This window comes from Pseudomonas sp. ZS1P83, from assembly GCF_054897825.1.
The window spans coordinates 339,094-365,768 of sequence record NZ_CM142706.1; the positions used below are offsets into that span (position 1 = coordinate 339,094).

Annotated in this window: 21 protein-coding genes and 1 pseudogene; 13 read left to right on the plus strand and 9 right to left on the minus strand. The window is 58.9% G+C overall.

What is annotated here, in order from left to right; genetic code table 11:
* Positions 1–11: 11 nt before the first annotated feature.
* Positions 12–362, minus strand: a complete 351-nt coding sequence (locus tag ACYZT0_RS01675) for a glutaredoxin family protein (RefSeq protein WP_462044364.1) — start codon at positions 360–362, stop codon at positions 12–14.
* Positions 362–1,366, minus strand: coding sequence for a nucleoid-associated protein YejK (gene yejK / locus ACYZT0_RS01680; RefSeq protein ID WP_462044365.1), 1,005 nt, complete (start codon positions 1,364–1,366; stop codon positions 362–364). The genes ACYZT0_RS01675 and yejK overlap by 1 nt, the downstream gene beginning before the upstream one ends.
* Positions 1,367–1,760: 394 nt before the next feature.
* Between yejK and ACYZT0_RS01685 the strand changes: the two genes are divergently transcribed.
* Positions 1,761–2,042, plus strand: coding sequence for an HU family DNA-binding protein (locus ACYZT0_RS01685; RefSeq protein ID WP_007905514.1), 282 nt, complete (start codon positions 1,761–1,763; stop codon positions 2,040–2,042).
* A 102-nt stretch (positions 2,043–2,144) separates the two neighbouring features.
* Here the strand turns inward: ACYZT0_RS01685 and rlmF are convergent, their stop codons facing one another.
* The 5 genes from rlmF to ACYZT0_RS01710 form a co-directional block, all read right to left on the minus strand.
* Positions 2,145–3,167, minus strand: coding sequence for a 23S rRNA (adenine(1618)-N(6))-methyltransferase RlmF (gene rlmF, locus ACYZT0_RS01690; RefSeq protein WP_462044366.1), 1,023 nt, complete (start codon positions 3,165–3,167; stop codon positions 2,145–2,147).
* A gap of 234 nt (positions 3,168–3,401) precedes the next feature.
* Positions 3,402–6,248, minus strand: a complete 2,847-nt coding sequence (locus ACYZT0_RS01695; protein ID WP_462044367.1) for a valine--tRNA ligase — start codon at positions 6,246–6,248, stop codon at positions 3,402–3,404.
* Between the two features lie 220 nt (positions 6,249–6,468).
* On the minus strand, positions 6,469–6,858 hold the full coding sequence (locus tag ACYZT0_RS01700) for a DNA polymerase III subunit chi (RefSeq protein WP_462044368.1): 390 nt from the start codon (positions 6,856–6,858) through the stop codon (positions 6,469–6,471).
* An 8-nt stretch (positions 6,859–6,866) separates the two neighbouring features.
* Positions 6,867–7,295 carry a DNA polymerase III subunit chi gene (locus ACYZT0_RS01705; protein ID WP_462044369.1) on the minus strand — a complete coding sequence of 143 codons (429 nt, stop codon included), beginning with the start codon at positions 7,293–7,295 and terminating at the stop codon, positions 6,867–6,869.
* Between the two features lie 60 nt (positions 7,296–7,355).
* Positions 7,356–8,846 (minus strand): leucyl aminopeptidase, encoded by a 1,491-nt coding sequence (locus tag ACYZT0_RS01710; protein WP_462044370.1) that lies wholly within the window; start codon positions 8,844–8,846, stop codon positions 7,356–7,358.
* 306 nt (positions 8,847–9,152) lie between these two features.
* Between ACYZT0_RS01710 and lptF the strand changes: the two genes are divergently transcribed.
* The 8 genes from lptF (at position 9,153) to pdxJ (ending at position 17,568) form a co-directional block, all read left to right on the plus strand.
* Entirely contained in the window at positions 9,153–10,271 is a 1,119-nt protein-coding gene (gene lptF, locus ACYZT0_RS01715) for an LPS export ABC transporter permease LptF (RefSeq protein ID WP_462044371.1), read from the plus strand.
* A complete protein-coding gene (gene lptG / locus ACYZT0_RS01720; protein WP_462044372.1) occupies positions 10,264–11,325 on the plus strand; it encodes an LPS export ABC transporter permease LptG in 1,062 nt (353 codons plus the stop codon). Before lptF ends, lptG begins: the two co-directional genes overlap by 8 nt.
* A gap of 171 nt (positions 11,326–11,496) precedes the next feature.
* On the plus strand, positions 11,497–13,296 hold the full coding sequence (gene lepA, locus ACYZT0_RS01725; RefSeq protein ID WP_462044373.1) for a translation elongation factor 4: 1,800 nt from the start codon (positions 11,497–11,499) through the stop codon (positions 13,294–13,296).
* A gap of 5 nt (positions 13,297–13,301) precedes the next feature.
* Positions 13,302–14,156 carry a signal peptidase I gene (lepB, locus tag ACYZT0_RS01730; RefSeq protein WP_462044374.1) on the plus strand — a complete coding sequence of 285 codons (855 nt, stop codon included), beginning with the start codon at positions 13,302–13,304 and terminating at the stop codon, positions 14,154–14,156.
* A 184-nt stretch (positions 14,157–14,340) separates the two neighbouring features.
* Entirely contained in the window at positions 14,341–15,030 is a 690-nt protein-coding gene (rnc, locus tag ACYZT0_RS01735) for a ribonuclease III (RefSeq protein ID WP_462044375.1), read from the plus strand.
* Entirely contained in the window at positions 15,023–15,925 is a 903-nt protein-coding gene (gene era / locus ACYZT0_RS01740) for a GTPase Era (protein WP_462044376.1), read from the plus strand. The genes rnc and era overlap by 8 nt, the downstream gene beginning before the upstream one ends.
* A gap of 166 nt (positions 15,926–16,091) precedes the next feature.
* On the plus strand, positions 16,092–16,775 hold the full coding sequence (recO, locus tag ACYZT0_RS01745) for a DNA repair protein RecO (protein ID WP_462044377.1): 684 nt from the start codon (positions 16,092–16,094) through the stop codon (positions 16,773–16,775).
* A 49-nt stretch (positions 16,776–16,824) separates the two neighbouring features.
* On the plus strand, positions 16,825–17,568 hold the full coding sequence (gene pdxJ / locus ACYZT0_RS01750) for a pyridoxine 5'-phosphate synthase (protein ID WP_462044378.1): 744 nt from the start codon (positions 16,825–16,827) through the stop codon (positions 17,566–17,568).
* 127 nt (positions 17,569–17,695) lie between these two features.
* On the opposite strand, the gene mltF is transcribed toward pdxJ, so the two are convergent.
* The gene (gene mltF, locus ACYZT0_RS01755) at positions 17,696–19,156 is read right to left on the minus strand and encodes a membrane-bound lytic murein transglycosylase MltF (protein ID WP_462044379.1); all 1,461 of its coding nucleotides are present in this window, start codon (positions 19,154–19,156) and stop codon (positions 17,696–17,698) included.
* 273 nt (positions 19,157–19,429) lie between these two features.
* Between mltF and purL the strand changes: the two genes are divergently transcribed.
* The 4 genes from purL to ACYZT0_RS01775 all read left to right on the plus strand — a co-directional run bounded on the left by purL (position 19,430) and on the right by ACYZT0_RS01775 (position 24,905).
* Complete coding sequence (purL, locus tag ACYZT0_RS01760; RefSeq protein ID WP_462044380.1) at positions 19,430–23,326, plus strand: phosphoribosylformylglycinamidine synthase; 3,897 nt, start codon at positions 19,430–19,432, stop codon at positions 23,324–23,326.
* Between the two features lie 5 nt (positions 23,327–23,331).
* Complete coding sequence (locus tag ACYZT0_RS01765; protein ID WP_462044381.1) at positions 23,332–23,643, plus strand: NGG1p interacting factor NIF3; 312 nt, start codon at positions 23,332–23,334, stop codon at positions 23,641–23,643.
* A gap of 184 nt (positions 23,644–23,827) precedes the next feature.
* A complete protein-coding gene (locus tag ACYZT0_RS01770) occupies positions 23,828–24,466 on the plus strand; it encodes a DUF6036 family nucleotidyltransferase (RefSeq protein ID WP_462044382.1) in 639 nt (212 codons plus the stop codon).
* A complete protein-coding gene (locus ACYZT0_RS01775) occupies positions 24,450–24,905 on the plus strand; it encodes a hypothetical protein (RefSeq protein ID WP_282382543.1) in 456 nt (151 codons plus the stop codon). The genes ACYZT0_RS01770 and ACYZT0_RS01775 overlap by 17 nt, the downstream gene beginning before the upstream one ends.
* Positions 24,906–24,979: 74 nt before the next feature.
* Here ACYZT0_RS01775 and ACYZT0_RS01780 read toward each other — a convergent pair.
* Positions 24,980–26,633, minus strand: a pseudogene (locus tag ACYZT0_RS01780) (PTS transporter subunit EIIC).
* Positions 26,634–26,675: the final 42 nt, after the last annotated feature.

Here is a 26,675-nt window from a genome sequence, read left to right on the forward strand (position 1 = left end):
GGGATTTGTATTTACTTCAGGGCCGCGAGAATCGCATCCGGGTCATACCCGCGAATCAACGTCCCGTTCACATCGATGATCGGAATCCCGCCGCCACCCAGCGCCTCATAGGCCTTGCGCGCCTCGGCATCCTTCTCGATATCGAATTCCTTGTACGGAATGCCTTTCTGGTCGAGAAAGCGCCGGGTCAATTTGCAGTATCCGCACCATTCGGTGGCGTAGAGCGCGACATTGGCCTTGGCCTGAGTCTGCTCGGACACCACCTGCGCCGGATGGAACACCCGCTCGATCTTGCCCCAGTTCTGATAAACCACGACCACCAGCAAGATCAGCAGGATTTTTTTCAGCACGCCGCCGAGCATCAGTTACGTCGCTTGAGCTGATCGGTGAGTTGGGTCGGCAGGCCTTTGATGATCAGTGTGCCGGCTTCTTCGTCATATTCGATCTTCGAGCCCAACAGGTGCGCTTCGAAGCTGATCGACAGGCCTTCGGCGCGACCGGTGAAGCGGCGGAACTGATTGAGGGTACGTTTATCTGCCGGGATTTCCGGCGACAGGCCGTAGTCCTTGTTGCGGATGTGATCGTAGAAGGCCTTCGGGCGCTCTTCGTCGATCAACTCCGAGAGTTCTTCCAGGCCCATGGGCTCGCCCATTTTTGCCTGGCTGCTGGCGTAATCCACCAGGGTCTTGGTTTTCTCGCGGGCGGATTCTTCCGGCAGGTCTTCGCTTTCGACGAAGTCGCTGAAAGCCTTGAGCAAGGTGCGGGTTTCGCCCGGGCCGTCGACGCCTTCCTGGCAGCCGATGAAGTCGCGGAAATACTCCGAAACCTTTTTACCGTTCTTGCCTTTGATGAACGAAATGTACTGCTTGGACTGCTTGTTGTTCTGCCATTCGGAGATGTTGATCCGCGCCGCCAGATGCAGTTGGCCCAAATCCAGATGCCGGGACGGGGTCACGTCCAGCTGCTCGGTCACTGCAACGCCTTCACTGTGGTGCAGCAGGGCGATCGCCAGGTAGTCGGTCATGCCTTGCTGATAATGCGCAAACAGCACGTGACCGCCCACCGAGAGGTTCGACTCTTCCATCAGCTTTTGCAGATGCTCTACCGCCACACGGCTAAACGCGGTGAAATCCTTGCCGCCATCGAGGTATTCCTTCAGCCAGCCGCTGAACGGATGCGCCCCGGACTCGGCATGGAACAAACCCCAGGCCTTGCCTTGTTTGGCGTTGTAGCTTTCATTGAGGTCGGCAAGCATGTACTCGATGGCGCTCGACTCGGGCAGTTCTTCGTTGCGAGCATGGAGAACTGCAGGTGTGCCGTCGGGTTTTTTGTCGATCAGGTGGACGATGCAATGACGGATCGGCATGGGCTTCTCGGCTGATTGAAGAGAGGAGGGCATGCTCCCCGAAAAAGCGCTCAGTGTACCGCAACCACTGGTTTTGGCGCGGCACGAAGGGCGATTCGCGGGTGTCCGATGGCGCTTATGCTGTTTTTTACAGTTTAAGAGCAATAAAGCTGACCAAATGGGTAGCTAGAGGCGGATATTTCCCCGTCTCTGTGCTAGTTTTGCCCGGTCTTACGCGAAGTCACTGCGTTAAGCGTGCATTCAGCATTTGTCAGGTCGAACCAAACCCAGATTTCGGTATCTATAACCCCGATCCCGTGGTTATTGGCCGAGGGTGCCAGATCCAGAAGATCGGGCTCGATGGCTGACACTGCACTCTGCAATCCATATGAATTTGATAGGGAAGGAACACTACATGGCTCTTACTAAAGACCAACTGATCGCCGACATCGCTGAAGCTATCGACGCGCCAAAAACCACCGCGCGTAACGCTTTGGACCAACTGGGCCAAATCGTTGCCGATCAGCTGGAAAACGGCGGCGAAATCACTCTGCCAGGTATCGGCAAACTGAAAGTGACTGAACGTCCTGCCCGTACTGGCCGCAACCCTTCGACTGGCGCTGCCATCGAAATCGCTGCCAAGAAAGTTATCAAGCTGGTTGTGGCCAAAGGCCTGACCGACGCTGTTAACAAGTAAGACGCAGTAAAAAAAACCGTGCTCCGGAGCAATCCGGGCACGGTTTTTTTGCGTCTGCGATTCAGCGACTGACCAGGGGCCAATCGCTGTTTCAGTCGCTACTCAGCTTTTGCGAGCCCAGCGTTCGCGCCAGGTTTGTTGTTCGGATTTAGTCTGGAAGGTCCAGGCGACAAAACGGCTTTGCTTCTGCCCTTGAGACATTTCCACGACCTGGCTTTCCAATACGCCCGCCTTTTTCAGTGCGGTCTGGATCGACGGCAGGTTGGAGGCCTTCGAAACCAGCGTGCTGAACCACAGTACTTTGTGTTGAAAGTGCGCGCTCTCTGCGATCAGTTGCGTCACAAACCGTGCTTCGCCACCTTCACACCACAGTTCGGCCGATTGACCGCCAAAGTTCAACACAGGCAGTTTGCGTTTCGGGTCGGCGCGCCCCAAGGCGCGCCATTTACGCTCGCTGCCCTTGGTCGCCTCATCCATCGAAGCGTGGAACGGCGGGTTGCACATGGTCAGGTCAAAACGTTCGCCAGGCTCAAGCAGGCCCAGCAGAATGTGCTTGGGATTGCTTTGCAGGCGCAACTGGATGGCCTTGTTCAGCCCGTTGGACTGCACGATGGCTTTAGCGGCGGCCACGGCTGTCGGGTCGATTTCCGAACCGAGGAAGTGCCAGCGGTAATCGCTGTAGCCGATCAACGGATAGACGCAGTTGGCGCCCATGCCGATATCGAGCACCTTGACCGGCGCGCCGCGAGGGATCTCGCCGTCGTTGACGCTGGCCAGCAGGTCGGCCAGGAAGTGCACGTAATCGGCACGGCCCGGAACCGGGGGGCAGAGGTAATCGGCCGGGATGTCCCAGTGGGCGACGCCATAAAACGACTTGAGCAACGCCCGGTTGAACACACGGACCGCGTCCGGGCTGGCAAAGTCGATGCTTTCCTTGCCGTACGGGTTGATGATCACGAACTTCGCCAGTTCCGGCGTGGTTTTGATCAGCGCCGGGAAGTCGTAACGACCCTGATGGCGGTTGCGCGGATGCAGGCTGGCCTTCTCACGAGGCTCCACGGCTTTGGCCGGGGTGCCGGTGTCAGGCTTCTTGCGCGCAGGTCTTGGTGTGCGGGGGGCGTTCATGGGCGTTGTCGATTCGGGTATGGCTAAAAGTGGCGGGTATTGTCCCACAGACGGTGGCAACGCGGGGATCCTCCTGTAGGAGCGAGGCTTGCCCGCGAAGGACGCGACACGGTCAATCAGGTAGACCGCGTTATCGTTCTTCGCGGGCAAGCCTCGCTCCTACAGAGAGCAAAATGCGGAAAGAATAAAAAAAGGAGACCGTTGCGGGCCTCCCTTTTTCATTGCGATTTGCCGTTACAGGCTGGCAATCCGCGCGTGCTGCTCGGCCAACTTGCTCAAAGCCTGTTCAGCTTCGGCCAGTTTGGCGCGTTCCTTGTCGATGACTTCGGCTGGAGCCTTGTCGACGAAGCCCGCGTTGGACAGCTTGCCGCCCACGCGCTGAACTTCGCCCTGCAAACGCAGAATTTCCTTGTCCAGACGTGCCAGCTCGGCATCTTTGTCGATCAGGCCAGCCATCGGCACCAGCACTTCCATCTCGCCGACCAGAGCCGTGGCGGACAGCGGTGCTTCTTCGCCGGCGGCCAACACGGTGATTGATTCGAGGCGAGCCAGCTTCTTCAGCAGGGCTTCGTTCTCGGTGAGACGACGCTGATCTTCGGCGCTGACGTTTTTCAGGAACAGGTTCAGCGGCTTGCCCGGACCGATGTTCATTTCGCCACGGATGTTGCGCGTGCCGAGCATCAGGCCCTTGAGCCATTCGATATCGTTCTCGGCGGCCGGATCGATGCGCTCATCATTGGCCACAGGCCAGGGTTGGAGCATGATCGTCTTGCCTTCGATACCGGCCAGCGGCGCGATGCGCTGCCAGATTTCTTCGGTGATGAACGGCATGAACGGGTGCGCCAGACGCAGGGCCACTTCCAGCACCCGAACCAGGGTGCGGCGGGTGCCGCGCTGACGTTCGACCGGCGCGTTTTCGTCCCACAGCACAGGCTTGGAGAGTTCCAGGTACCAGTCGCAATACTGGTTCCAGATGAACTCGTACAAGGTTTGTGCGGCCAGGTCGAAACGGAACTGGTCGAGCTGACGGGTCACTTCGGCTTCGGTGCGTTGCAGCTGCGAAATGATCCAGCGATCCGCCAGCGAGAGCTCGTAAGCCTCGCCGTTCTGGCCGCAGTCTTCGCCCTTGTCCAGCACGTAGCGCGCGGCGTTCCAGATCTTGTTACAGAAGTTGCGATAGCCTTCGACGCGGCCCATGTCGAACTTGATGTCGCGACCGGTGGAGGCCAGCGAGCAGAAGGTGAAACGCAGGGCGTCAGTGCCGTAGCTGGCGATGCCGTCGGCGAACTCGTCGCGGGTCTGCTTCTCGATCTTCTTCGCCAGTTTCGGCTGCATCATGCCGGAGGTGCGTTTCTGCACCAGCTCTTCCAGCTCGATACCGTCGATGATGTCCAGCGGGTCCAGGACGTTGCCCTTGGACTTGGACATCTTCTGGCCTTGGCCATCGCGCACCAGACCGTGAACGTAAACGGTCTTGAACGGAACCTGCGGCGTGCCGTCTTCGTTCTTCACCAAGTGCATGGTGAGCATGATCATCCGGGCAACCCAGAAGAAAATGATGTCGAAACCGGTGACCAACACATCGGTGGAGTGGAATTTCTTCAGGAATTCGGTCTGCTCAGGCCAGCCGAGCGTGGAGAACGTCCACAGGCCCGAACTGAACCAGGTGTCGAGAACGTCGTTGTCCTGTTGCAGGGCAATGTTCGGGCCGAGGTTGTGCTTGGCACGTACTTCGGCTTCGTCGCGACCGACATAGACCTTGCCCGACTCGTCGTACCAGGCCGGAATCCGGTGGCCCCACCACAGCTGACGGCTAATGCACCAATCCTGGATGTCGCGCATCCACGAGAAGTACATGTTTTCGTATTGCTTGGGCACGAACTGAATGCGGCCGTCTTCAACGGCGGCAATCGCAGGCTCGGCCAATGGCTTGGTCGACACGTACCACTGGTCGGTCAACCACGGCTCGATGATGGTGCCGGAACGGTCGCCTTTCGGCACTTTCAACGCGTGATCGTTGACGCTGACCAAGAGGCCCGCAGCATCGAACGCAGCAACGATCTGCTTGCGCGCTTCAAAGCGGTCGAGGCCGGCGTATTCGTCCGGGATCTTGCCGTCGATGCTTTCGTTAAGCGTGCCATCCAGATTGAACACCTGGCAGGCCGGCAATACGGCGGCGTTCTTGTCGAAGATGTTCAGCAGCGGCAGGTTGTGGCGCTTGCCGACTTCGTAGTCGTTGAAATCGTGGGCCGGGGTGATTTTCACGCAGCCGGTGCCGAATTCTGGATCGCAATAATCGTCGGCGATGATCAGAATGCGGCGGCCGACCAGCGGCAGCTCGACAAATTTGCCGATCAGGGCTTGGTAGCGTTCATCGTTCGGGTTAACCGCTACGGCGGCGTCGCCGAGCATGGTTTCCGGGCGAGTGGTCGCGACGATCAGGTAATCGTTGCCTTCAGCAGTCTTGGCGCCGTCGGCCAGCGGGTATTTCAGGTTCCACAGGAAGCCTTTCTCGTCGTGGTTTTCCACTTCGAGGTCGGAAATCGCCGTGTGCAACTTGGTGTCCCAGTTGACCAGGCGCTTGCCGCGGTAGATCAGGCCGTCTTCGTGCAGGCGCACAAAGGCTTCTTTCACGGATTCCGAGAGGCCATCGTCCATGGTGAAGCGCTCGCGGCTCCAGTCGACGGACGAGCCGAGGCGGCGGATCTGACGGCTGATGTTGCCGCCGGACTGATCCTTCCATTCCCAGACTTTCTCGAGGAATTTCTCACGGCCCAGGTCGTGGCGATTCTGGCCCTGGGCTTCGAGTTGACGCTCCACCAGCATTTGCGTGGCGATACCGGCGTGGTCGGTACCTGGTTGCCACAGGGTGTTGCGACCCTGCATGCGACGGAAACGGATCAGGGCGTCCATGATCGCGTTGTTGAAGCCGTGACCCATGTGCAGGCTGCCGGTGACGTTCGGCGGCGGGATCATGATGGTGTAGGACTCGCCCGCGCCTTGCGGGGCGAAGTAATTCTCTGACTCCCAGGTGTTGTACCAGGAAGTTTCAATGGCGTGCGGCTGGTAGGTCTTATCCATGCGCGGCGGGACCCTATTGGCATTTATTCAGGAAAAGCCGGCAAGTATAGCGGGGCATGGTGCGTAGGGCGAGCAGGGGCGGACAGGGCGCATCGTTAACAGCGGTTCAATGCTTTGTAGGAGCGAGGCTTGCCCGCGAAGGCGGTGTGTCAGCCAGAATTGATATGCCTGGCACGCCGCCTTCGCGGGCAAGCCTCGCTCCTACAGGGGGGGGGTGGATTCAGTCGTTGTACTGACTCAACAGCCGCTCAAGGCGCGCGCTGAGGCGGCGTTTGATTTCGGTTTCGATGTGCGGCGCGAAGTCGTCGATCACGTCTTGCATGATCAATTGCGCGGCGGCGCGCAGTTCGCTGTCCAGGTGCAGCAGAGCGTCAGCGCCTTTGCTTGCGGCGGGTGCCGGTTGGGCGGCAGGGGCGGGCGCAGGCGGCGCGAGGGTTGGCGGGTTGGCGCCGACCGTATCGAACAGCATCGGAATCTGTTCCTGATCACCTTCCTCGACCGTATCGGTGAGCAAGGGTGGTTGCAGGTTGTCATCGCCGAGCAGTTGGCGGATCGACTCGAGGTCGTCCAGCAGGTGCGCGGACTTTTGTTGCGGTTTTGGAGTGTCCATCGGAATGCTCAGAGTCGCTGTAAACGGTGATCTTGCAGAGGATAGCCCTGTTCGCGGTAGAAGCGGAAACTCTCCCGCGCAGCCGTACGAATGGTCGGATCTTCCACCACCACTTCCGCCACACGGGCGAACCGGTTGGCAAAGACCGGGACCTTCAAGTCAAGGTTGACCAGCAGGTCCTGATGTTGACCGCAGTCATCGCCAAGACCCAGCACAATCAAACCGTCCGGCTCATTTTCAGCAGGGCCATGAGGCACGAAGCTTTCGCCCTTGAAGGCCCACAGACGCGCATCGAAATCGTCGCGCTGTGCAGCATCGCTGCAATGCAGATAGATGCGGTGGCCCATGCGCCAGGCTTTTTCGGTGAGCTTGCAGGCGAAATCCAGCCGTGCCGAAGGATCGGCGCTGGGCAGGATATAGAAGTCGACTTTGGTCATTGCGGTTCCTGAGCCTTGAGCGGCGTTACCCGAAAGCAACGCCGCCCAGGGTCATCGGTTTCAGGCTTTGGCGCGATCCAGCAGGTATTGGGTCAGCAGGGGAACCGGACGGCCAGTGGCGCCCTTGTCCTTGCCGCCGCTGGTCCAGGCCGTGCCGGCGATGTCCAGGTGCGCCCAGTTGAAGTTCTTGGTGAAGCGCGACAGGAAGCAGGCCGCTGTGATGGTGCCGGCTTTCGGACCGCCAATGTTGGCAATGTCAGCGAACGGACTGTCCAGCTGTTCCTGGTACTCATCGAACAACGGCAGTTGCCAGGCACGGTCATCAGCCGACTGGCCCGCACTCAGCAGCTGGCCGATCAGTTCGTCGTTGTTGCCCAGCAGGCCCGAGGTGTGGGAGCCCAGCGCGACGACGCAGGCACCGGTCAGGGTCGCAATGTCGATCACGGCTTGTGGCTTGAAGCGCTCGGAGTAGGTCAGGGCATCGCACAGCACCAGGCGGCCTTCGGCGTCGGTGTTGAGGATTTCCACGGTCAGGCCGCTCATCGTGGTGACGATGTCGCCAGGGCGCGAAGCGTTGCCGCTCGGCATGTTCTCGGCGCACGCGAGGATGCACACGAGGTTGATCGGTAGTTTCAGCTCGAGCACGGCACGCAGGGTACCGAATACGCTGGCAGCGCCGCCCATGTCGTACTTCATTTCATCCATGCCGGCGCCCGGTTTCAGGCTGATACCGCCCGTGTCAAAGGTGATGCCTTTGCCGACCAGTGCGTACGGCTTCTCGGATTTCTTGCCGCCGTTGTATTGCATGACGATCAGACGCGGTGGCTGGGCGCTGCCCTGGCCGACGGCGTAGAACGAGCCCATGCCCAGGTCCTTGATCTTCTTCTCATCGAGGACTTCGACTTTCAGGCTCTTGAATTCTTTGCCCAAGTCTTTGGCCTGCTCACCCAGGAACGTCGGGTGGCAGATGTTCGGCGGCAGGTTGCCCAGGTTGCGGGTGAACGCCATGCCGTTGGCGATGGCGGTGGCGTGGGCCACGGCACGCTCGACTTCAGCCTGTGCAGCCTTGATGGTCACCAAGGTGACTTTCTTCAGGGCGCGCGGTTCGGCTTTCTGGCTCTTGAACTGGTCGAAGGCGTATTCACCGTCCACCAGGGTTTCCGCCAGCAGGCGGGTTTTGCCGTAGCTGTCGCGACCTTTGACCACAACTTCGTCCAGGGCCAGCGCCGCATCGCTGCCGCCCAGGCCTTTAAGGGTGTTGAGGATGCCGGCGATAATTTTACGGAACGGGCGGTCGCCCAGTTCTTCGTCCTTGCCCACGCCCACCAGCAGCACGCGTTCGGCCTTCAGGTTCGGCAGGCTGTGCAGCAACAGACTCTGGCCGACTTTACCCGCCAGGTCGCCGCGCTTGAGCACAGCGCTGATGGCGCCACCGCTCAGTTCGTCGAGTTGTTTGGCGACGGCGCCGAGCTTGCGGCCTTCGCCGACGGCGACTACCAGAGTGGCGGTTTTCAACGTTTCTGGGCTAACGCTTTTTACAACCAATTCCATGTCCGGGTCCCTGAATTAATGGTCAACACGCAAGTGTTCGACGGCACGCGTTCGAACTTGCTTATAAATAGAAAGACGCAGGGCACGGCCTGCGACAAAGGCCGCAGTTTGAACCTCGCTACCGGCGCCTGACAACCCTCGGTTGTACGATCTTCAGCGCTTTACCCGCCTGCTTGAGCATGCGCAGTGACAGGCGCACCCAATCACAGGATAATGCGCCAACTTTTTCGGCGGCTCTGCCCTGCGGGCTGTCTGATACGTTTGCTTGTTTGGCCGCCTTAGCCTGACAACCCTGGAGTGTCTGGTTTGATCGTCTTCCGTTATCTATCCCGCGAAGTCCTGTTGACCTTGAGCGCCGTCAGCGCTGTGCTGCTGGTCATCATCATGAGCGGTCGCTTCATCAAGTACCTCGCCCAGGCGGCCTCTGGCCTCCTGGATCCAGGCTCGCTATTCCTGATCATGGGCTTTCGTCTGCCGGGTTTCTTGCAGTTGATTTTGCCTTTGGGCCTGTTTCTCGGAATCCTGCTGGCCTACGGTCGCCTGTACCTTGAAAGTGAAATGACGGTGCTGTCTGCCACCGGCATGAGCCAGCAGCGTCTGTTTACCATGACCCTTTTTCCAGCCACCCTGGTTGCACTGGTGGTGGCGTGGCTGAGCCTGAGCCTGGCGCCACAAGGCGCCAATCAATTCCAGTTGCTGTTGAACAAGCAGGATGCCCTGACCGAGTTCGACACCCTTGAACCGGGTCGCTTCCAGGCTTTGCGTGACGGTACGCGGGTGACCTACACCGAAACGCTGTCGGATGACCGCATCAACCTCGGCGGCGTCTTCATTTCGCAAAAGAACGTCTCGTCCGATAACAAGGATCGTGGGATTTCCGTGCTGGTGGCCGAAAAGGGTCGTCAGGAAATTCGCCCGGACGGTAACCGTTACCTGATTCTCGACAACGGCTATCGCTATGACGGCAATCCGGGTCAGGCCGACTACCGGGCGATCAAGTACGACGAGTACGGCGTATTGCTGCCCAAGCCTGACGTCAGTGACGAAGTGACCGACCGTGACGCGATGACCACCGCGTCGTTGATGGGCAGTGACGACATCCGTTCGCGTACCGAACTGCAATGGCGTCTGTCCTTGCCATTGCTGGTCTTCATCGTGACCTTGATGGCGGTGCCGTTATCGCGAGTCAACCCGCGTCAGGGCCGTTTCCTCAAGCTGCTGCCGGCGATTCTTCTTTATATGGCTTACCTGTCCATCCTGATTGCGGCTCGTAGCGCCCTTGAAAAGGGTAAGATTCCGCCTGCTCTGGGGTTGTGGTGGGTGCATGCAGTCTTCCTGATCATCGGCCTGGGCTTGCTCTATTGGGAAACCGTGCAGCTGAAGCTGGCGAGTCGCCGCAGCGCGCTGGAGGTGGCTCGTGGATAAGCTCGATCGCTACATTGGTAGCAGCGTGTTCGTGGCGATTCTGGCGGTGCTGGGGATCATTCTCGGTCTGGCCACACTGTTCGCTTTCATCGATGAAATGAGTGAGGTCAGCGACACCTACACCTTGGTCGACGTGTTGAGTTATGTCCTGCTGACCGCGCCGCGTCGTCTTTACGACATGTTGCCAATGGCTGCGCTGATCGGTTGCCTGATCGGCCTCGGCAGTCTGGCCAGTCACAGCGAGCTGACCATCATGCGCGCTGCGGGCGTGTCGATCGGACGAATCGTCTGGGCAGTCATGAAGCCAATGCTGATCCTGATGGTGGTGGGAGTGCTGATCGGCGAATACGTCGCGCCGGCCACCGAAGTCACCGCTCAGGCCAATCGCTCCCTGGCTCAGGGTGGCGGCGATGCGCAGAGCGCCAAGCATGGTTTGTGGCACCGCCAGGGTGATGAGTTTATCCACGTCAACTCAGTGCAACCCAACGGTCTGCTGTACGGCGTCACCCGTTATCGTTTCGACAATGAGCGTCATATGCTGTCTTCCAGCTTCGCCAAGCGGGCGAAGTTCGATCAGGGTCAGTGGCAATTGAGCGACGTCACCACCACGCTGTTCCATGAAAAGAGCACTGAAGTGGTCACCGCCCCGGTCGAGCGCTGGAATGTCGCCTTGAGTCCGCAGCTGTTGGATACCGTGGTCATGTCACCTGACACGCTGTCGATCAGCGGTCTGTGGGGTTACATCCACTACCTGGCTGACCAGGGCCTGAGCAATGGCCGTTACTGGCTGGCATTTTGGGTCAAGGTGTTGCAGCCGCTGGTCACCGCCGCGCTGGTGCTGATGGCGATTTCCTTCATCTTCGGTCCGTTGCGCTCGGTGACCCTCGGTCAGCGGGTGTTCACTGGCGTGCTGGTGGGCTTCACCTTCCGCATCGTTCAGGATTTGCTCGGCCCTTCGAGCCTGGTCTTCGGTTTCTCGCCACTGTTTGCGGTACTTGTTCCGGCGGGTGTTTGTGCCTTGGCCGGGGTCTGGTTACTGCGCAGGGCCGGTTGATCAAGGGTTTTTCCTGACTTGGCTGGTCACTCAAAACGCCCCTGTCGCAAGACCGGGGCGTTTTTGTATCCGCCGTCTGACCTGCGAACGTGACGCTTGCGCCGTGGATCAGGTACAATTCCCGGCTATTTTTCGGCGGGCTATGCCTGCAGCCTTTTTGAGTGTTGATCCGTGAGTGATTTGAGTCATATCCGCAATTTCTCCATCATCGCCCACATTGACCATGGCAAGTCGACGCTGGCCGATCGCTTCATCCAGATGTGTGGCGGCCTTGCCGAGCGCGAAATGGAAGCCCAGGTTCTGGACTCCATGGACCTGGAACGTGAACGCGGAATCACCATCAAGGCCCACAGCGTCACCCTGTATTACACCGCTCGCGATGGCATCAAGTACCAGCTGAACTTCATTGACACCCCGGGCCACGTCGACTTCACCTATGAAGTCAGCCGGTCGCTGGCGGCCTGTGAAGGCGCGTTGCTGGTGGTCGATGCCGGTCAGGGCGTTGAAGCGCAGTCGGTTGCCAACTGCTACACGGCGATCGAGCAGGGCCTGGAAGTCATGCCGGTCTTGAACAAGATCGACCTGCCTCAGGCCGATCCGGACCGCGTCAAAGAAGAAATCGAAAAAATCATCGGTATCGATGCCACCGATGCGGTCGAGTGCAGTGCCAAGACCGGTCTGGGCGTCGACGAAGTACTCGAGCGCCTGGTCAAGACCATTCCTGCGCCAACCGGCAACTATGAAGATCCGCTGCAAGCGTTGATCATCGATTCCTGGTTCGACAACTACCTGGGCGTTGTTTCCCTGGTGCGCGTGCGCCACGGTCGTGTGAAGAAGGGCGACAAGATCCTGGTTAAATCCACCGGCAAGATCCACTTGGTGGACAGCGTCGGTGTGTTCAACCCGAAACACACCGCCACCGTCGACCTGAAGGCCGGCGAAGTGGGCTTCATCATTGCCGGCATCAAGGACATTCACGGTGCACCGGTGGGTGACACCCTGACCTTGAGCTCCACGCCGGACGTTGACGTACTGCCAGGCTTCAAACGCATTCAACCGCAGGTGTACGCCGGTCTGTTCCCGGTTAGCTCCGACGACTTCGAAGATTTCCGTGAAGCCCTGCAAAAGCTCACGCTCAACGACTCGTCCCTGCAGTACACCCCGGAAAGCTCCGACGCCCTGGGCTTCGGCTTCCGTTGCGGGTTCCTCGGCATGCTGCACATGGAAATCATCCAGGAGCGCCTGGAACGCGAGTACGACCTGGACCTGATCACCACGGCGCCGACGGTAATTTTCGAGCTATTGCTGAAAACCGGTGAAACAATTTACGTCGACAACCCGTCGAAGCTTCCCGACCTGTCCTCGATCGAAGACATGCGTGAACCGATCGTGCGGGCCAATATTCTTGTGCCGCAAGAGCACCTGGGCAACGTCATTACCCTGTGCATCGAGAAGCGTGGCGTACAGCACGACATGCTGTTCCTCGGTACTCAGGTTCAAGTGACCTACGATTTGCCGATGAACGAAGTGGTCCTGGACTTCTTCGACCGTCTGAAATCCACCAGCCGTGGCTATGCTTCGCTGGATTACCATTTCGATCGTTATCAATCGGCTAATCTGGTGAAACTGGATGTGCTGATCAACGGTGACAAGGTCGACGCCCTGGCGCTGATCGTGCACAAGGAAAACGCGCACTACAAAGGTCGCCAGTTGACCGAGAAGATGAAAGAACTGATTCCACGCCAGATGTTCGACGTCGCGATACAGGCCGCCATTGGCGGGCAGATTATTGCGCGGACCTCTGTCAAGGCGCTCAGAAAGAACGTATTGGCCAAATGCTACGGTGGTGACGTTAGCCGTAAGCGCAAGCTGTTGGAAAAGCAGAAGGCCGGTAAAAAACGCATGAAGCAAGTCGGTAACGTGGAAATTCCACAAGAAGCCTTCCTTGCAGTGCTCAGGTTGGATAGTTAGGTCCTATGTCACTAAATTTCCCGCTGTTGCTGGTCATCGCCGTGTTCGTCTGCGGCCTGTTGGCGTTGCTCGATCTGCTGTTCCTGGCGCCACGGCGCCGGGCTGCCATCAACTCCTATCAGGGGAGTGTCAGCCAGGCTGACATGGTGGTCGTCGAGAAGCTGAACAAAGAGCCGCTGCTGGTCGAATACGGCAAGTCGTTCTTCCCGGTATTGTTCATCGTGCTGGTACTGCGTTCGTTCCTGGTGGAACCGTTCCAGATTCCTTCCGGTTCGATGAAACCGACCCTGGACGTTGGCGACTTCATTCTGGTGAGCAAGTTTTCTTACGGGATCCGCTTGCCGGTGATCGACAAGAAAGTCATCGAAGTGGGTGATCCACAGCGCGGCGATGTGATGGTGTTCCGCTACCCGAGCGATCCGAACGTCAACTACATTAAACGTGTGGTGGGCCTGCCGGGTGATCAGATTCGTTACACCGCCGACAAGCGTCTGTTTGTCAACGGTGAGTCGATTGCCGAACAACTGGTCGGCTCCGAGCCGGGCACGTTGGGCAGCGCGCAGCTCTACAAGGAAAAACTCGGCGCTGCCGAGCACCTGATCCGCAAGGAAATGAGCCGTTACCGCGCAACGCCGGACCATTCGTGGACCGTGCCTGCCGGGCACTTCTTCATGATGGGCGACAACCGCGACAACTCGAACGACAGTCGCTACTGGGATGATCCGAGTATTCCCAAGGATCTGCTGGGCATGGTTCCCGACAAGAATATCGTCGGCAAGGCCTTCGCAGTCTGGATGAGCTGGCCGGAACCTAAACTCAGTCACCTGCCGAATTTCTCGCGGGTTGGCCTGATCAAGTAATCACACACGGCGCTGTTGAACACAGCGCCGAATGCATTTCTGGCCTCGACACAAACGGCGCCGAAAGCATGAAGCCAATGATATTCAGGACGTTATTTTTGAACACAGCGTTAATTGTCCCAAGCCTGCGCCACCTCTCGGCGATGGCGGTGGAATCCAACCACGAACTCAGCGTGGGTAAACCGTGAGCGTCTCCTTAAGCCGTCTCGAGCGTCAGCTCGGCTACACCTTCAAGGATCAGGAACTGATGGTCCTGGCCCTGACTCACCGCAGCTTTGCCGGACGTAACAACGAACGCCTGGAATTCCTCGGTGATGCCATCCTTAACTTCGTCGCTGGCGAGGCGCTGTTCGATCGCTTCCCGTTGGCCCGTGAAGGCCAATTGTCGCGTTTACGCGCACGCCTGGTGAAAGGCGAGACCCTGGCCGTACTGGCCCGCGGTTTCGATCTGGGCGAATACCTGCGTCTGGGTTCCGGTGAATTGAAAAGCGGCGGTTTCCGTCGTGAGTCGATTCTGGCCGATGCCCTTGAAGCGCTGATTGGTGCGATCTACCTGGACGCCGGCATGGACATGGCGCGCGAACGCGTGCTGGCCTGGCTGGCCGGGGAGTTCGAAGGCCTGACGCTGGTCGACACCAACAAAGATCCAAAAACCCGCCTGCAAGAGTTCCTGCAGTCGCGTGGTTGTGAGCTGCCGCGATACGAAGTGGTGGATATCCAGGGTGAGCCGCATTGCCGAGTCTTCTTTGTCGAATGCGAAATCACCTTACTGAATGAAAAAAGCCGAGGTCAGGGTGTGAGTCGTCGTATTGCCGAACAGGTAGCGGCCGCCGCAGCACTGATTGCCCTGGGCGTGGAGAATGGCCATGACTGATTCAACTGCAACTCGCTGTGGCTATGTCGCCATCGTCGGTCGTCCCAACGTGGGCAAGTCCACGCTGCTGAACCACATCCTCGGTCAGAAGCTGGCGATCACCTCGCGCAAGCCTCAGACCACGCGCCACAACATGCTCGGCATCAAGACCGAAGGCGCCGTGCAGGCGATCTACGTCGACACCCCCGGCATGCACAAAGGTGGCGAGAAAGCCCTGAACCGTTACATGAACAAGACCGCTTCCGCCGCGTTGAAAGACGTCGACGTGGTGATCTTCGTGGTTGACCGCACCAAGTGGACCGACGAAGACCAGATGGTCCTCGAGCGCGTTCAATACGTGACCGGCCCACTGATCGTGGCGCTGAACAAGACTGATCGCATCGAAGACAAATCCGAGCTGATGCCGCACCTGACCTGGTTGCAGGAACAGTTGCCGAACGCGCAGATCATGCCGATCTCGGCCCAGCACGGGCACAACCTCGAAGTGTTGGAGCGTGTGATTGCCGGTTACCTGCCGGAAAACGATCACTTCTTCCCGGAAGACCAGATCACCGACCGCAGCAGCCGCTTCCTCGCCGCTGAACTGGTGCGCGAGAAAATCATGCGCCAGATGGGCGCCGAGCTGCCGTACCAGATCACCGTGGAAATCGAAGAGTTCAAGCAGCAGGGCAAAACCCTGCACATCCATGCCTTGATCCTCGTTGAGCGCGACGGCCAGAAGAAAATCATCATTGGCGACAAGGGCGAGCGCATCAAACGCATTGGCACTGAGGCGCGCAAGGATATGGAGCTGCTGTTCGACTCCAAGATCATGCTCAACCTTTGGGTCAAAGTGAAAGGCGGCTGGTCCGACGACGAGCGCGCCTTGCGTTCGCTGGGGTATGGCGACCTGTAACACCGGTTCCTGATACACCAGGGAACCCCTGTGGGAGCGGGCTTGCTCGCGAATAGGATGTAACATTCAGCATTGATGTTGACTGTTACTCCGCTTTCGCGAGCAAGCCCGCTCCCACATTGGTTTTGGGTTGTTTGTAAAACTGCGTTCCGTCATTGAGAACTCCATGTCCCAACCCATCGGCCAACTCGCTTTCGTGCTTCACAGCCGCGCCTACCGCGAAAGCAGCGCGTTGGTGGATTTCCTCACGCCGCAAGGTCGGCTGCGGGCAGTGTTGCGTAGCGCTCGGGGCAAGGCCGGGACGCTGGCGCGGCCGTTCGTGCCGCTGGAAGTCGAATTCCGGGGGCGGGGTGAATTGAAGAATGTCGGACGCATGGAAAGCGCTGGCGTTTCCACCTGGCTCAACGGTGAGGCGCTGTTCAGCGGTCTCTACCTCAACGAGTTATTGATCCGTCTGTTGCCCTCCGAAGACCCGCACCCCGGTGTGTTCGATCACTACGCCGCGACCCTGCTTGCGCTGGCCGAAGGCCGTCCGTTGGAGCCTTTATTGCGATCCTTCGAATGGCGGCTGCTTGACGACTTGGGTTACGGCTTTGCCCTGACCACCGATATCCACGACGAGCCCATCGCGCCGGACGGTCTCTACCGTTTGCAGGTGGACGCCGGACTTGAGCGGGTTTACCTGCTGCAACCCGGTTTGTTCAACGGTACCGAGCTGTTGGCCATGGCCGATGCAGACTGGTCAGCCCCTGGCGCGCTATCGGCAGCCAAGCGATTGATGCGTCAGGCGCTGGCCGTTCATCTGGGCGGCCGTCCCTTGGTCAGTCGCGAGTTGTTTCGCAAGCCCTGATCACCCCGTATGCTGTGCGCCGAACTTTTCCATTTTCAGGAGCGCTTCCGTGACCACCAGCAATCGCATTCTTCTTGGCGTGAATATCGACCACGTAGCCACTCTGCGTCAGGCCCGGGGTACGCGCTATCCGGATCCGGTCAAGGCAGCACTGGACGCGGAAGAGGCGGGCGCTGACGGCATCACCGTGCATCTGCGCGAAGACCGTCGGCACATTCAAGAGCGCGACGTGCTGCTGCTCAAGGATGTGCTGCAAACCCGCATGAACTTCGAAATGGGTGTCACCGAAGAGATGATGGCGTTCGCCGAGCGCATTCGTCCGGCGCATATTTGTCTGGTGCCGGAAACCCGTCAGGAGCTGACGACCGAAGGTGGCCTGGACGTGGCGGGGCAGGAAGCACGGATTAAAGCGGCGGTGGATCGCCTGTCAAAGATCGGCTGTGAAGTGTCGCTGTTCATTGATGCTGACGAGCGGCAGATCGTGGCGTCCAAGCGTGTGGGTGCTCCAGCCATCGAGTTGCACACCGGTCGTTACGCCGATGCGCAGACGCCGACCGAAGTGGCTGAAGAGCTGAAGCGTGTGGCTGATGGTGTGGCGTTTGGTTTGGCTCAGGGCCTGATCGTTAATGCTGGCCACGGTTTGCATTACCACAACGTCGAAGCAGTCGCCGCGATCAAAGGCATCAATGAATTAAACATCGGCCATGCGCTTGTGGCTCACGCGTTGTTTGTCGGGTTCAAGTCGGCTGTTTCGGAGATGAAAGCTCTGATCCTGGCCGCCGCTAAAGCCTAAGCCGAACACAAAACCAAATGTGGGAGCGAGCTTGCTCGCGAATGCGGTGTATCAGTCAAAGTTGATGTCGACTGACACACCGCATTCGCGAGCAAGCTCGCTCCCACATTTGATCTCGGTTGTTCTGTTAGAGCTGTGGGGTTTCCTGATTCGGCTTGGTCTTGTCGACCCCTGGCACATGCAGGTTGCCTTCGGCGACCTGATTGCCTTCAAGTTGCGGCTGCGTCACCCACGTCAGAATGTCGTAGTAGCGACGGATGTTCGCCACGAAGTGAACGGGTTCGCCGCCACGGGCGTAGCCGTAACGAGTTTTGCTGAACCACTTCTTCTCTGACAAACGCGGCAGGATCTTCTTCACGTCCAGCCACTTATCCGGGTTCAATCCTTCCTTGGCCGCCAGTTTGCGTGCGTCATCCAGGTGACCGCTGCCAACGTTGTAGGCCGCCAGTGCAAACCATGTGCGATCCGGCTCCTGGATCGACTCATCCAGCTGATCCTTCATGTAGGCCAGGTACTTGGCGCCACCCATGATGCTCTGTTTGGGGTCCAGTCGATTGGATACGCCCATGGCCTGCGCGGTGTTCTGGGTCAGCATCATCAGTCCGCGCACGCCGGTCTTCGACGTGACGGCCGCTTGCCATAGCGATTCTTGATAGCCGACTGCGGCCAGCAGGCGCCAATCGACTTTCTCTATCTTGGCGTACGCCTTGAAGTGCTGTTCGTATTTGGGCAGACGTTGCTGCAAGTGTTGGGCGAAAGTGGTGGCGCCCATGTAACCCAGTACATCGACATGCCCGTAATAGCGGTCTTTCAGACGTTGCAGGGTGCCGTTTTTCTTTACTTTGTCGAGGTAGGAATTGATCTCGTTGAGCAAGCTGTTGTCGTCGCCAGAGGCCACTGCCCAGCTCTGATTGCTGCCATCTCCGAGGTCGAAGGCTACCCGCACGTTGGGGAAGTAGACCTGGTTCATCGCCACTTCGTTTGAGTCGACCAGGGTCAGATCAATCTGACCTTCATCGACCATTCGCAGCAGGTCGACGACTTCGACGGCGTCGGACTCTTCGTAATCAATGCCGGGGTATTTCTTTTTCAGCTCCGCCAACTGCTCGGCGTGAGTGCTGCCCTTGAGCACCATGATCTTCTTGCCCACCAGATCCTTCGCGTCGGTCGGCCGCGATTGGCCGTTGCGATAGATGATCTGCGGGGTGACTTCGAGATAGGCGTGGGAAAACCGTACCTGCTTTTTGCGTTCTTCGCTGCTGACCAGGCCGGCAGCAGCGATCACTGGGCCGTTGGGTTTGCCCACCTGATTAAACAGGTCGTCGAGGTTGTCGGCGGTTTCGATTTTGAGTTCCACCCCCAGATCGTCGGCGAAGCGCTTCACCAGCTCGTATTCGAAGCCGGTTTCACCGTTGCGATCCTGAAAGTAGGTGGCGGGGCTGTTACGGGTAACCACCCGCAGCACGCCATCCTCCTTTACGCGCTCCAGCGTGTTGGGTTTATCAACACAGCCACTGAGCATCAGGAAGAGTCCGGTTGCGATCAGCCATTTGGCGTACCGCGGACGCAAAGCCGTTGGGGAAAACATCTGCGCAGTATACGCAAAGGACCACGAGCGCCATATCTCGACAGCGAAGGGCTTGTCTGGTAGAGAGCGATAAACCTGCGTGGAGCCCGCAGGAATGGGCTCGGACGCTAATTTTTAACAGCAAAAATAACCCCTGGCACCCCCTGTTTCAGGCCCAAACACCCGGCCCGACGCCCGGGTGCAGCCGCCCGTACCGTTTCGGGTGATGTCGCGGGCTGTTTAGGCTAGAATGCACGGCCTCAAAGCACACCCCTTCCCGAGGCTGTCCCGAAGATGTTGATCCTGCGCGGCGCTCCTGCCCTTTCTGCCTTTCGCCACAGCAAACTCCTTGAGCAACTGAGCCAGAAGGTCCCGGCTGTCAGTGGCTTGTATGCTGAATTCGCTCACTTCGCCGAAGTCACCGGCGTCCTGACCGGCGACGAACAGCAGGTGCTCGCGCGCCTTCTGAAGTACGGCCCAAGTGTTCCGGTACAAGAGCCGACCGGTCGTCTGTTCCTGGTGTTGCCGCGTTTCGGCACCATCTCGCCATGGTCCAGTAAAGCCAGCGACATCGCTCGCAACTGCGGCCTGACGAAAATCCAACGCCTGGAACGCGGCATTGCTTTCTACGTCGCTGGCCAGTTCAGCGACGCCGAAGCGCAGCTGATTTCCGATGCGCTGCATGACCGCATGACCCAGATCGTCCTCGGCAATCTTGAACAAGCCGCCGGCCTGTTCCGCCACGCCGAGCCGAAGCCGCTGACCGCGATCGACGTCTTGGGTGGCGGCCGTGCCGCGCTGGAAAAAGCCAACACCGAGCTGGGCCTGGCCCTGGCTGAAGACGAAATCGACTACCTGGTCAACGCCTTCGTCGACCTGAAGCGCAACCCGCACGACATCGAGTTGATGATGTTCGCCCAAGCGAACTCCGAGCACTGCCGTCACAAGATCTTCAACGCCAGTTGGGACATCGATGGTCAGAGCCAGGAAAAAAGCCTGTTCGGCATGATCAAGAACACCTACGTGATGCACAGCGAAGGCGTGCTGTCGGCTTACAAGGACAACGCTTCGGTGATCGTCGGTAACGTTGCCGGCCGTTTCTTTCCGGACCCTGAAACCCGTCAGTACGGCGCGGTACAGGAGCCGGTGCACATCCTGATGAAAGTCGAAACTCACAACCACCCGACTGCGATTGCGCCGTTCCCGGGCGCGTCCACCGGCTCAGGCGGCGAGATTCGCGACGAAGGCGCTACCGGTCGTGGCGCCAAGCCAAAGGCTGGCCTGACCGGTTTCACCGTGTCCAACCTGCAAATCCCGGGTTTCGAACAGCCGTGGGAAGTGCCGTACGGCAAACCTGAGCGCATCGTTACCGCGCTGGACATCATGATCGAAGGCCCACTGGGTGGCGCCGCGTTTAACAACGAATTCGGTCGTCCGGCCCTGACCGGCTATTTCCGTACCTTCGAACAGTCGATCACCACCCCGCGTGGCGACGAAGTTCGCGGTTACCACAAGCCGATCATGCTGGCCGGCGGCATGGGTAACATCCGTGCCGAACACGTGCAGAAAGGCGAGATCACCGTTGGCTCCAAGCTGATCGTACTCGGTGGCCCGGCGATGTTGATCGGCCTGGGCGGCGGTGCAGCTTCCTCCATGGCCACCGGCACTAGCTCGGCAGACCTGGACTTCGCTTCCGTACAGCGCGAAAACCCTGAGATGGAACGTCGCTGCCAGGAAGTCATCGACCGTTGCTGGCAGTTGGGTGAACGCAACCCGATCAGCTTCATCCACGACGTGGGCGCGGGCGGTCTGTCCAACGCCTTCCCGGAGTTGGTCAACGACGGCAACCGTGGTGGTCGCTTCGAACTGCGCAACATTCCAAACGACGAGCCGGGCATGGCCCCGCACGAAATCTGGAGTAACGAATCTCAGGAACGCTACGTTCTGGCGGTCGGCCCGGCTGACTTCGAACGCTTCCAGGCGATCTGCGAGCGCGAGCGATGCCCGTTTGCCGTCGTCGGCGAAGCCACTGCCGAGCCGCAACTGACGGTCACCGACAGCCACTTCGGCAACAGCCCGGTGGACATGCCGCTGGAAGTGCTGCTGGGCAAAGCCCCGCGCATGCACCGTTCGGCCGTTCGCGAAAACGAACTGGGTGACGATTTCGATCCGTCGACGCTTGAGATTGCAGATTGCGTAGAGCGCGTTCTGCATCACCCGGCCGTGGCCAGCAAAAGCTTCCTGATCACCATCGGTGACCGCACCATCACCGGCCTCGTTGCCCGGGATCAGATGGTCGGCCCGTGGCAGGTTCCTGTTGCCGACGTTGCCGTCACCGCGACCAGCTTCGACGTTTACACCGGTGAAGCCATGGCCATGGGCGAGCGCACTCCGTTGGCACTGCTGGACGCTCCGGCGTCGGGTCGCATGGCCATCGGCGAAACCCTGACCAACATTTGTGCCTCGCGCATCAACAAGATCTCCGACATCAAACTGTCGGCCAACTGGATGTCCGCTGCCGGTCACCCAGGTGAAGACGCGCGTCTGTACGACACCGTGAAAGCGGTCGGCATGGAACTGTGCCCTGAGCTGGGCATTACCATCCCGGTGGGCAAGGACTCCATGTCCATGGCAACCCGCTGGAACGACGAAGGCGTCGACAAGACCGTGACGTCGCCTATGTCCCTGATCGTGACCGGTTTCGCGCCTGTGGCTGACATCCGTCAGACCCTGACGCCGGAACTGCGCATGGACAAAGGCACCACCGACCTGATCCTGATCGATCTGGGCCGTGGCCAGAACCGCATGGGCGCCTCGATCCTGGCCCAGGTTCACGGCAAGCTCGGCTCGCAAGCGCCGGACGTTGACGATTCCGAAGACCTCAAAGCCTTCTTCGCGGTGATCCAGGGCCTCAACGCCGATGGTCACCTGCTGGCTTACCACGACCGTTCCGACGGTGGTCTGCTGACCAGCGTGGTGGAAATGGCCTTCGCCGGTCACTGCGGCCTGAGCTTGAACCTCGACGGTCTGGCAGAAACCTCCGCCGACATCGCCGCGATCCTGTTCAACGAAGAACTGGGCGCTGTGATCCAGGTTCGTCAGGACGCTACGCCGGACATCCTTGCGCAGTTCAGCGCGGCCGGTCTGGGTGACTGCGTCTCGGTGGTCGGTCAGCCGATGAACAATGGCCAGATCAACATCACCTTCAACGGCGAAACCGTGTTCGAAGGTCAGCGTCGTCTGCTGCAACGTCAGTGGGCTGAAACCAGCTACCAGATCCAGCGTCTGCGTGATAACGCTGACTGCGCCGAACAAGAATTCGACGTGTTGCTGGAAGAAGACAACCCGGGGTTGAGCGTCAAGCTGAGCTACGACGTCAACCAAGACGTCGCCGCGCCTTACATCAAGAAAGGCATTCGCCCACAGGTTGCCGTACTGCGTGAGCAGGGCGTCAACGGTCAGGTGGAAATGGCGGCCGCGTTCGACCGCGCCGGTTTCAACGCGATCGACGTGCACATGAGCGACATTCTGGCCGGCCGTGTCGACCTGAACGAGTTCAAAGGTCTGGTGGCCTGCGGCGGTTTCTCCTACGGCGACGTACTGGGCGCCGGCGAAGGCTGGGCCAAGTCCGCGCTGTTCAACAGCCGCGCTCGCGATGCATTCCAGGGCTTCTTCGAACGTAACGACAGCTTCACCCTCGGCGTGTGCAACGGTTGCCAGATGATGTCCAACCTGCACGAGCTGATTCCGGGCAGCGAGTTCTGGCCGCACTTTGTGCGTAACCGTTCCGAGCAGTTCGAAGCGCGTGTGGCGATGGTTCAGGTCCAGGAGTCGAGCTCGATCTTCCTGCAAGGCATGGCCGGTTCGCGCATGCCGATCGCGATCGCTCACGGTGAAGGTCATGCCGAGTTCGCCAGCGAAGAAGCGTTGCTGGAAGCTGATCTGTCGGGTTGCGTGGCGATGCGTTTCGTCGACAACCATGGCAAGGTCACCGAGAACTACCCGGCCAACCCGAACGGCTCGCCGCGCGGGATCACCGGTTTGACCAGCCGTGACGGTCGCGTGACCATCATGATGCCGCACCCGGAGCGTGTGTTCCGCGCGGTGCAGAACTCGTGGCGCTCGGAAGACTGGAACGAAGATGCACCTTGGATGCGTATGTTCCGTAATGCTCGCGTCTGGGTAAACTAAGAGCCGTGTATAAGCTCAGTTTTTATGTTCCTGCCAGCCATGTCGAGGTGGTCAAAGGTGCTGTGTTCGCTGCCGGTGGTGGGCGGATCGGGGCCTATGATCACTGCGCGTGGCAGGTCTTGGGTCTGGGTCAGTTTCGGCCTTTGGATGGCAGCCAGCCGTTTATTGGTGAAGCAGGGCAGGTCGAGCAGGTTGAGGAATGGAAGGTTGAGCTTGTGGTCAGTGATGAGTTGATTCGCTCTGTGGTGGTGGCTCTGAAGCAGAGCCATCCCTACGAGACGCCGGCTTATGAGGTGTGGCGGCTGGAGGATTTTTGATCTTCCGGGCTGCTGAAATGAGAAACCCGCTGAATGAGCGTTCAGCGGGTTTTTTGTTGTTCGGGACTTAATAACGGCTACACCGCTCGAGGAAATATCCGACAACCTTTTCAGGTTGTCCGTCGGAAGTGCCAAGTCCAGCCTTTGTCCATCACAAACACTTCAATCCACTTGAGGTTCAAAGATGGAATTGCCGGACGCAATTACTCCCAGGGTTAACTCGAACACCGCGCTTGGGCAGGCGCTAATTTCGATGTTCAAATCCGTCGAGTTGGAACTAGTCGGTGAGCGGGCAGAGCCAGGGGCGGTCAAGGTTATCGTGTTCGGAGGGTGCGCCGTTCACCTCTACACTCATCACCGCGTGTCAACTGATGTTGACGCTGAGATTTACTATGCAAATCTCCCACAGAGTCTTCACCTACATACCTTGCTCGCGGAAGTACCTGAACAATTTGTTGATGAGCAATCCGGCCGGTTGATGGAGCTGAACTACGACCTTCAATACAACACCAGCTTCGGTCCAATTCATGAAGACTACTGGGAACGAAGTCTTCCCCTTACAGATTTCTCCGTAGAATCACCGCTGCATGTCCATATTGCTGCTCCTGTCGACATCGCAATATCCAAACTAGGTAGAGCGACAGACCAGGATATTGGCGACGTCATGGCGCTGCTCCGGGCGGGTTTTATACTGACCACTGAACTCCGTCGTCTGGCATTGCAGGCAATTGATGTATATGTTGGCAACAAAGAGCCATCGACCTCCGTTCTCACCAATATCTTGCAAGATTACCTGGAGACTACAGATGGCGACGCCCCATAGCGGCCACGTCCTCTCATCCGCCTTGGACACCTTGGTCAAAAAACCTTTGAATCAAGCAGATGACGCTGCGCTGGTGCGCGCAGCTAAAGTTGTCTGGTATTCGAAGGATGACCTTGTCAGTGAAGTCGAAGCCTTCCTGAGTCTTCATGCTGACGAGCTCGAAGTTCGCCGCGCAGGTTATTTGCTCGAGCGGTTCACGCGCTTTGCATGTGTTTCTGATAGCCGTGTCTTGGAAGCCTTCGGCGCTCTTAAGCTTTTTTTACGCTCGACGTCCAGACTGGAAGTGAGGTCGCAGGTAGCGACTGTTCCGCTTCGCAAGCGCCGCGATGAGCTCGCGGCTTCTTGGGGGCTGAGTGAGGGGCTTGGTCTTAAGGCTCAGACTCTCATGCCTTTCCAGACTCGACATTACGAAGCTGAGCAGCACGCCACGTCTGCTTGAGTTTATGTGGTACTACGCCGAACCATTGTGGGAGCGAGCTTGCTCGCGATGACTGATTGTCAGGCAGCCAAGATCTAAACCTTGGCACTCACTTCACTACGATTAACCAACGCCTCCAGCGCCCCACTCAAACTCGGCGCCTTATCGCCAATCAACAAATGCCAAACCCCACCGTCCAACTGGCTCACACCCTGGCAACCCAGCGTCTTCAAATCACACTCCGACAACGCCTTGCCATCCGCCAGTTGCAGCCGGATCCGGGTCATGGCGATGCAATCCATCTGCAGCACGTTCTCGCCACCGCCCAACGCATTCAGCCATTGCTGCGCTTGCGGCGTTGTCACCGCAGCAGGTTGCGGCGCATCGACAGCAGCAGCGGGGGAGGACACGACTGCGCGGCCCAAAGCCGGCATCGCCAACCGAATCTCATCAGCAATGCTGTCCGCCATCGGCCCGACCACTACCTGCAAACTCCCTCCCTTGCCCGGCCGCACAACCGCCATCGCGCCCAGCGCTTTCAACGCCGCATCGTTTGCCTTGTTGCGATCCACCATGTCCAGCCGCAGCCGCGTGGTACACGCACCCACGGTGATCAAATTTGTCGCCCGTCGGCACCTCTTCGCGCCCCGGCGTCTTGAGGTTGAAGCGGCGGATACAGAAATCAAACACGGCGTAGTAGATCACCGCATACACCAGCCCGACCGGTATCACCAACCAGCCGTTGGTGGATTTACCCCAGCCGAGAATCATGTCGATGAAGCCACCGGAAAACGTAAACCCGAGGTGAATGTTCAGCAGGTTGGTGATCGCCATCGACAGGCCAGTCAGCAACGCATGCACTAGATAAAGCAGCGGCGCGAGGAACATGAAGGCGAATTCGATCGGCTCCGTCACACCCGTTAAAAACGATGTCAGCGCCATCGACAGGAAGATCCCGCCCATGACCTTGCGGCGCTCCGGCAAGGCATTGCGGTACATCGCCAGGCACGCGGCGGGCAGGCCGAAGATCATCATTGGGAACATGCCGGTCATGAACTGGCCGCCCTTCGGGTCACCGGCGAAGTAACGCGACAGGTCGCCGGTGACGATGGCGCCCGTGGTCGGGTCGGTGAAGTTGCCGAAGACGAACCACGCCATGTTGTTGAGGATGTGATGCAGCCCGGTGACGATCAGCAGGCGGTTGAACACGCCGAAGACGAACGCGCCGAAGCTGCCGCTCTCCATCATCAATGCGCCGAAGCTGTTGATGCCGTGCTGGATTGGTGGCCAGATCAGGCCGAAGATTACGCCGAGTCCGACGGCGGCGAACCCGGTGACAATCGGCACGAAGCGCCGACCACCAAAGAATGCCAGGTACTCCGGCAGCTTGATGTCTTTGAAGCGGTTGTACAGCGCACCAGCCATCAAGCCGCTGATGATCCCGGCGAGCATGCCCATGTTGATGCTCGCGTCGAGCACCTTGAGGGTGGAGATCATCACCAGGTAGCCAATCACTCCGGCGAGGCCTGCCGTGCCGTTGTTGTCCTTGGCGAAACCGACCGCGATGCCGATGGCGAAGATCATCGCCAGGTTGGCGAAGATCACCTGGCCGGCGTCGTGAATGATCGCGATGTTCAGCAGGTCGGTGTCACCCAAACGCAGCAACAGACCGGCAATCGGCAGGATCGCGATCGGCAGCATCAGCGCGCGGCCGAGGCGCTGCAGGCCTTCGATGAAGTATTGGTACATGGCGGTTCTCCCTGTGTTCTTTTTGTTTTAGAGCTGTTGTAG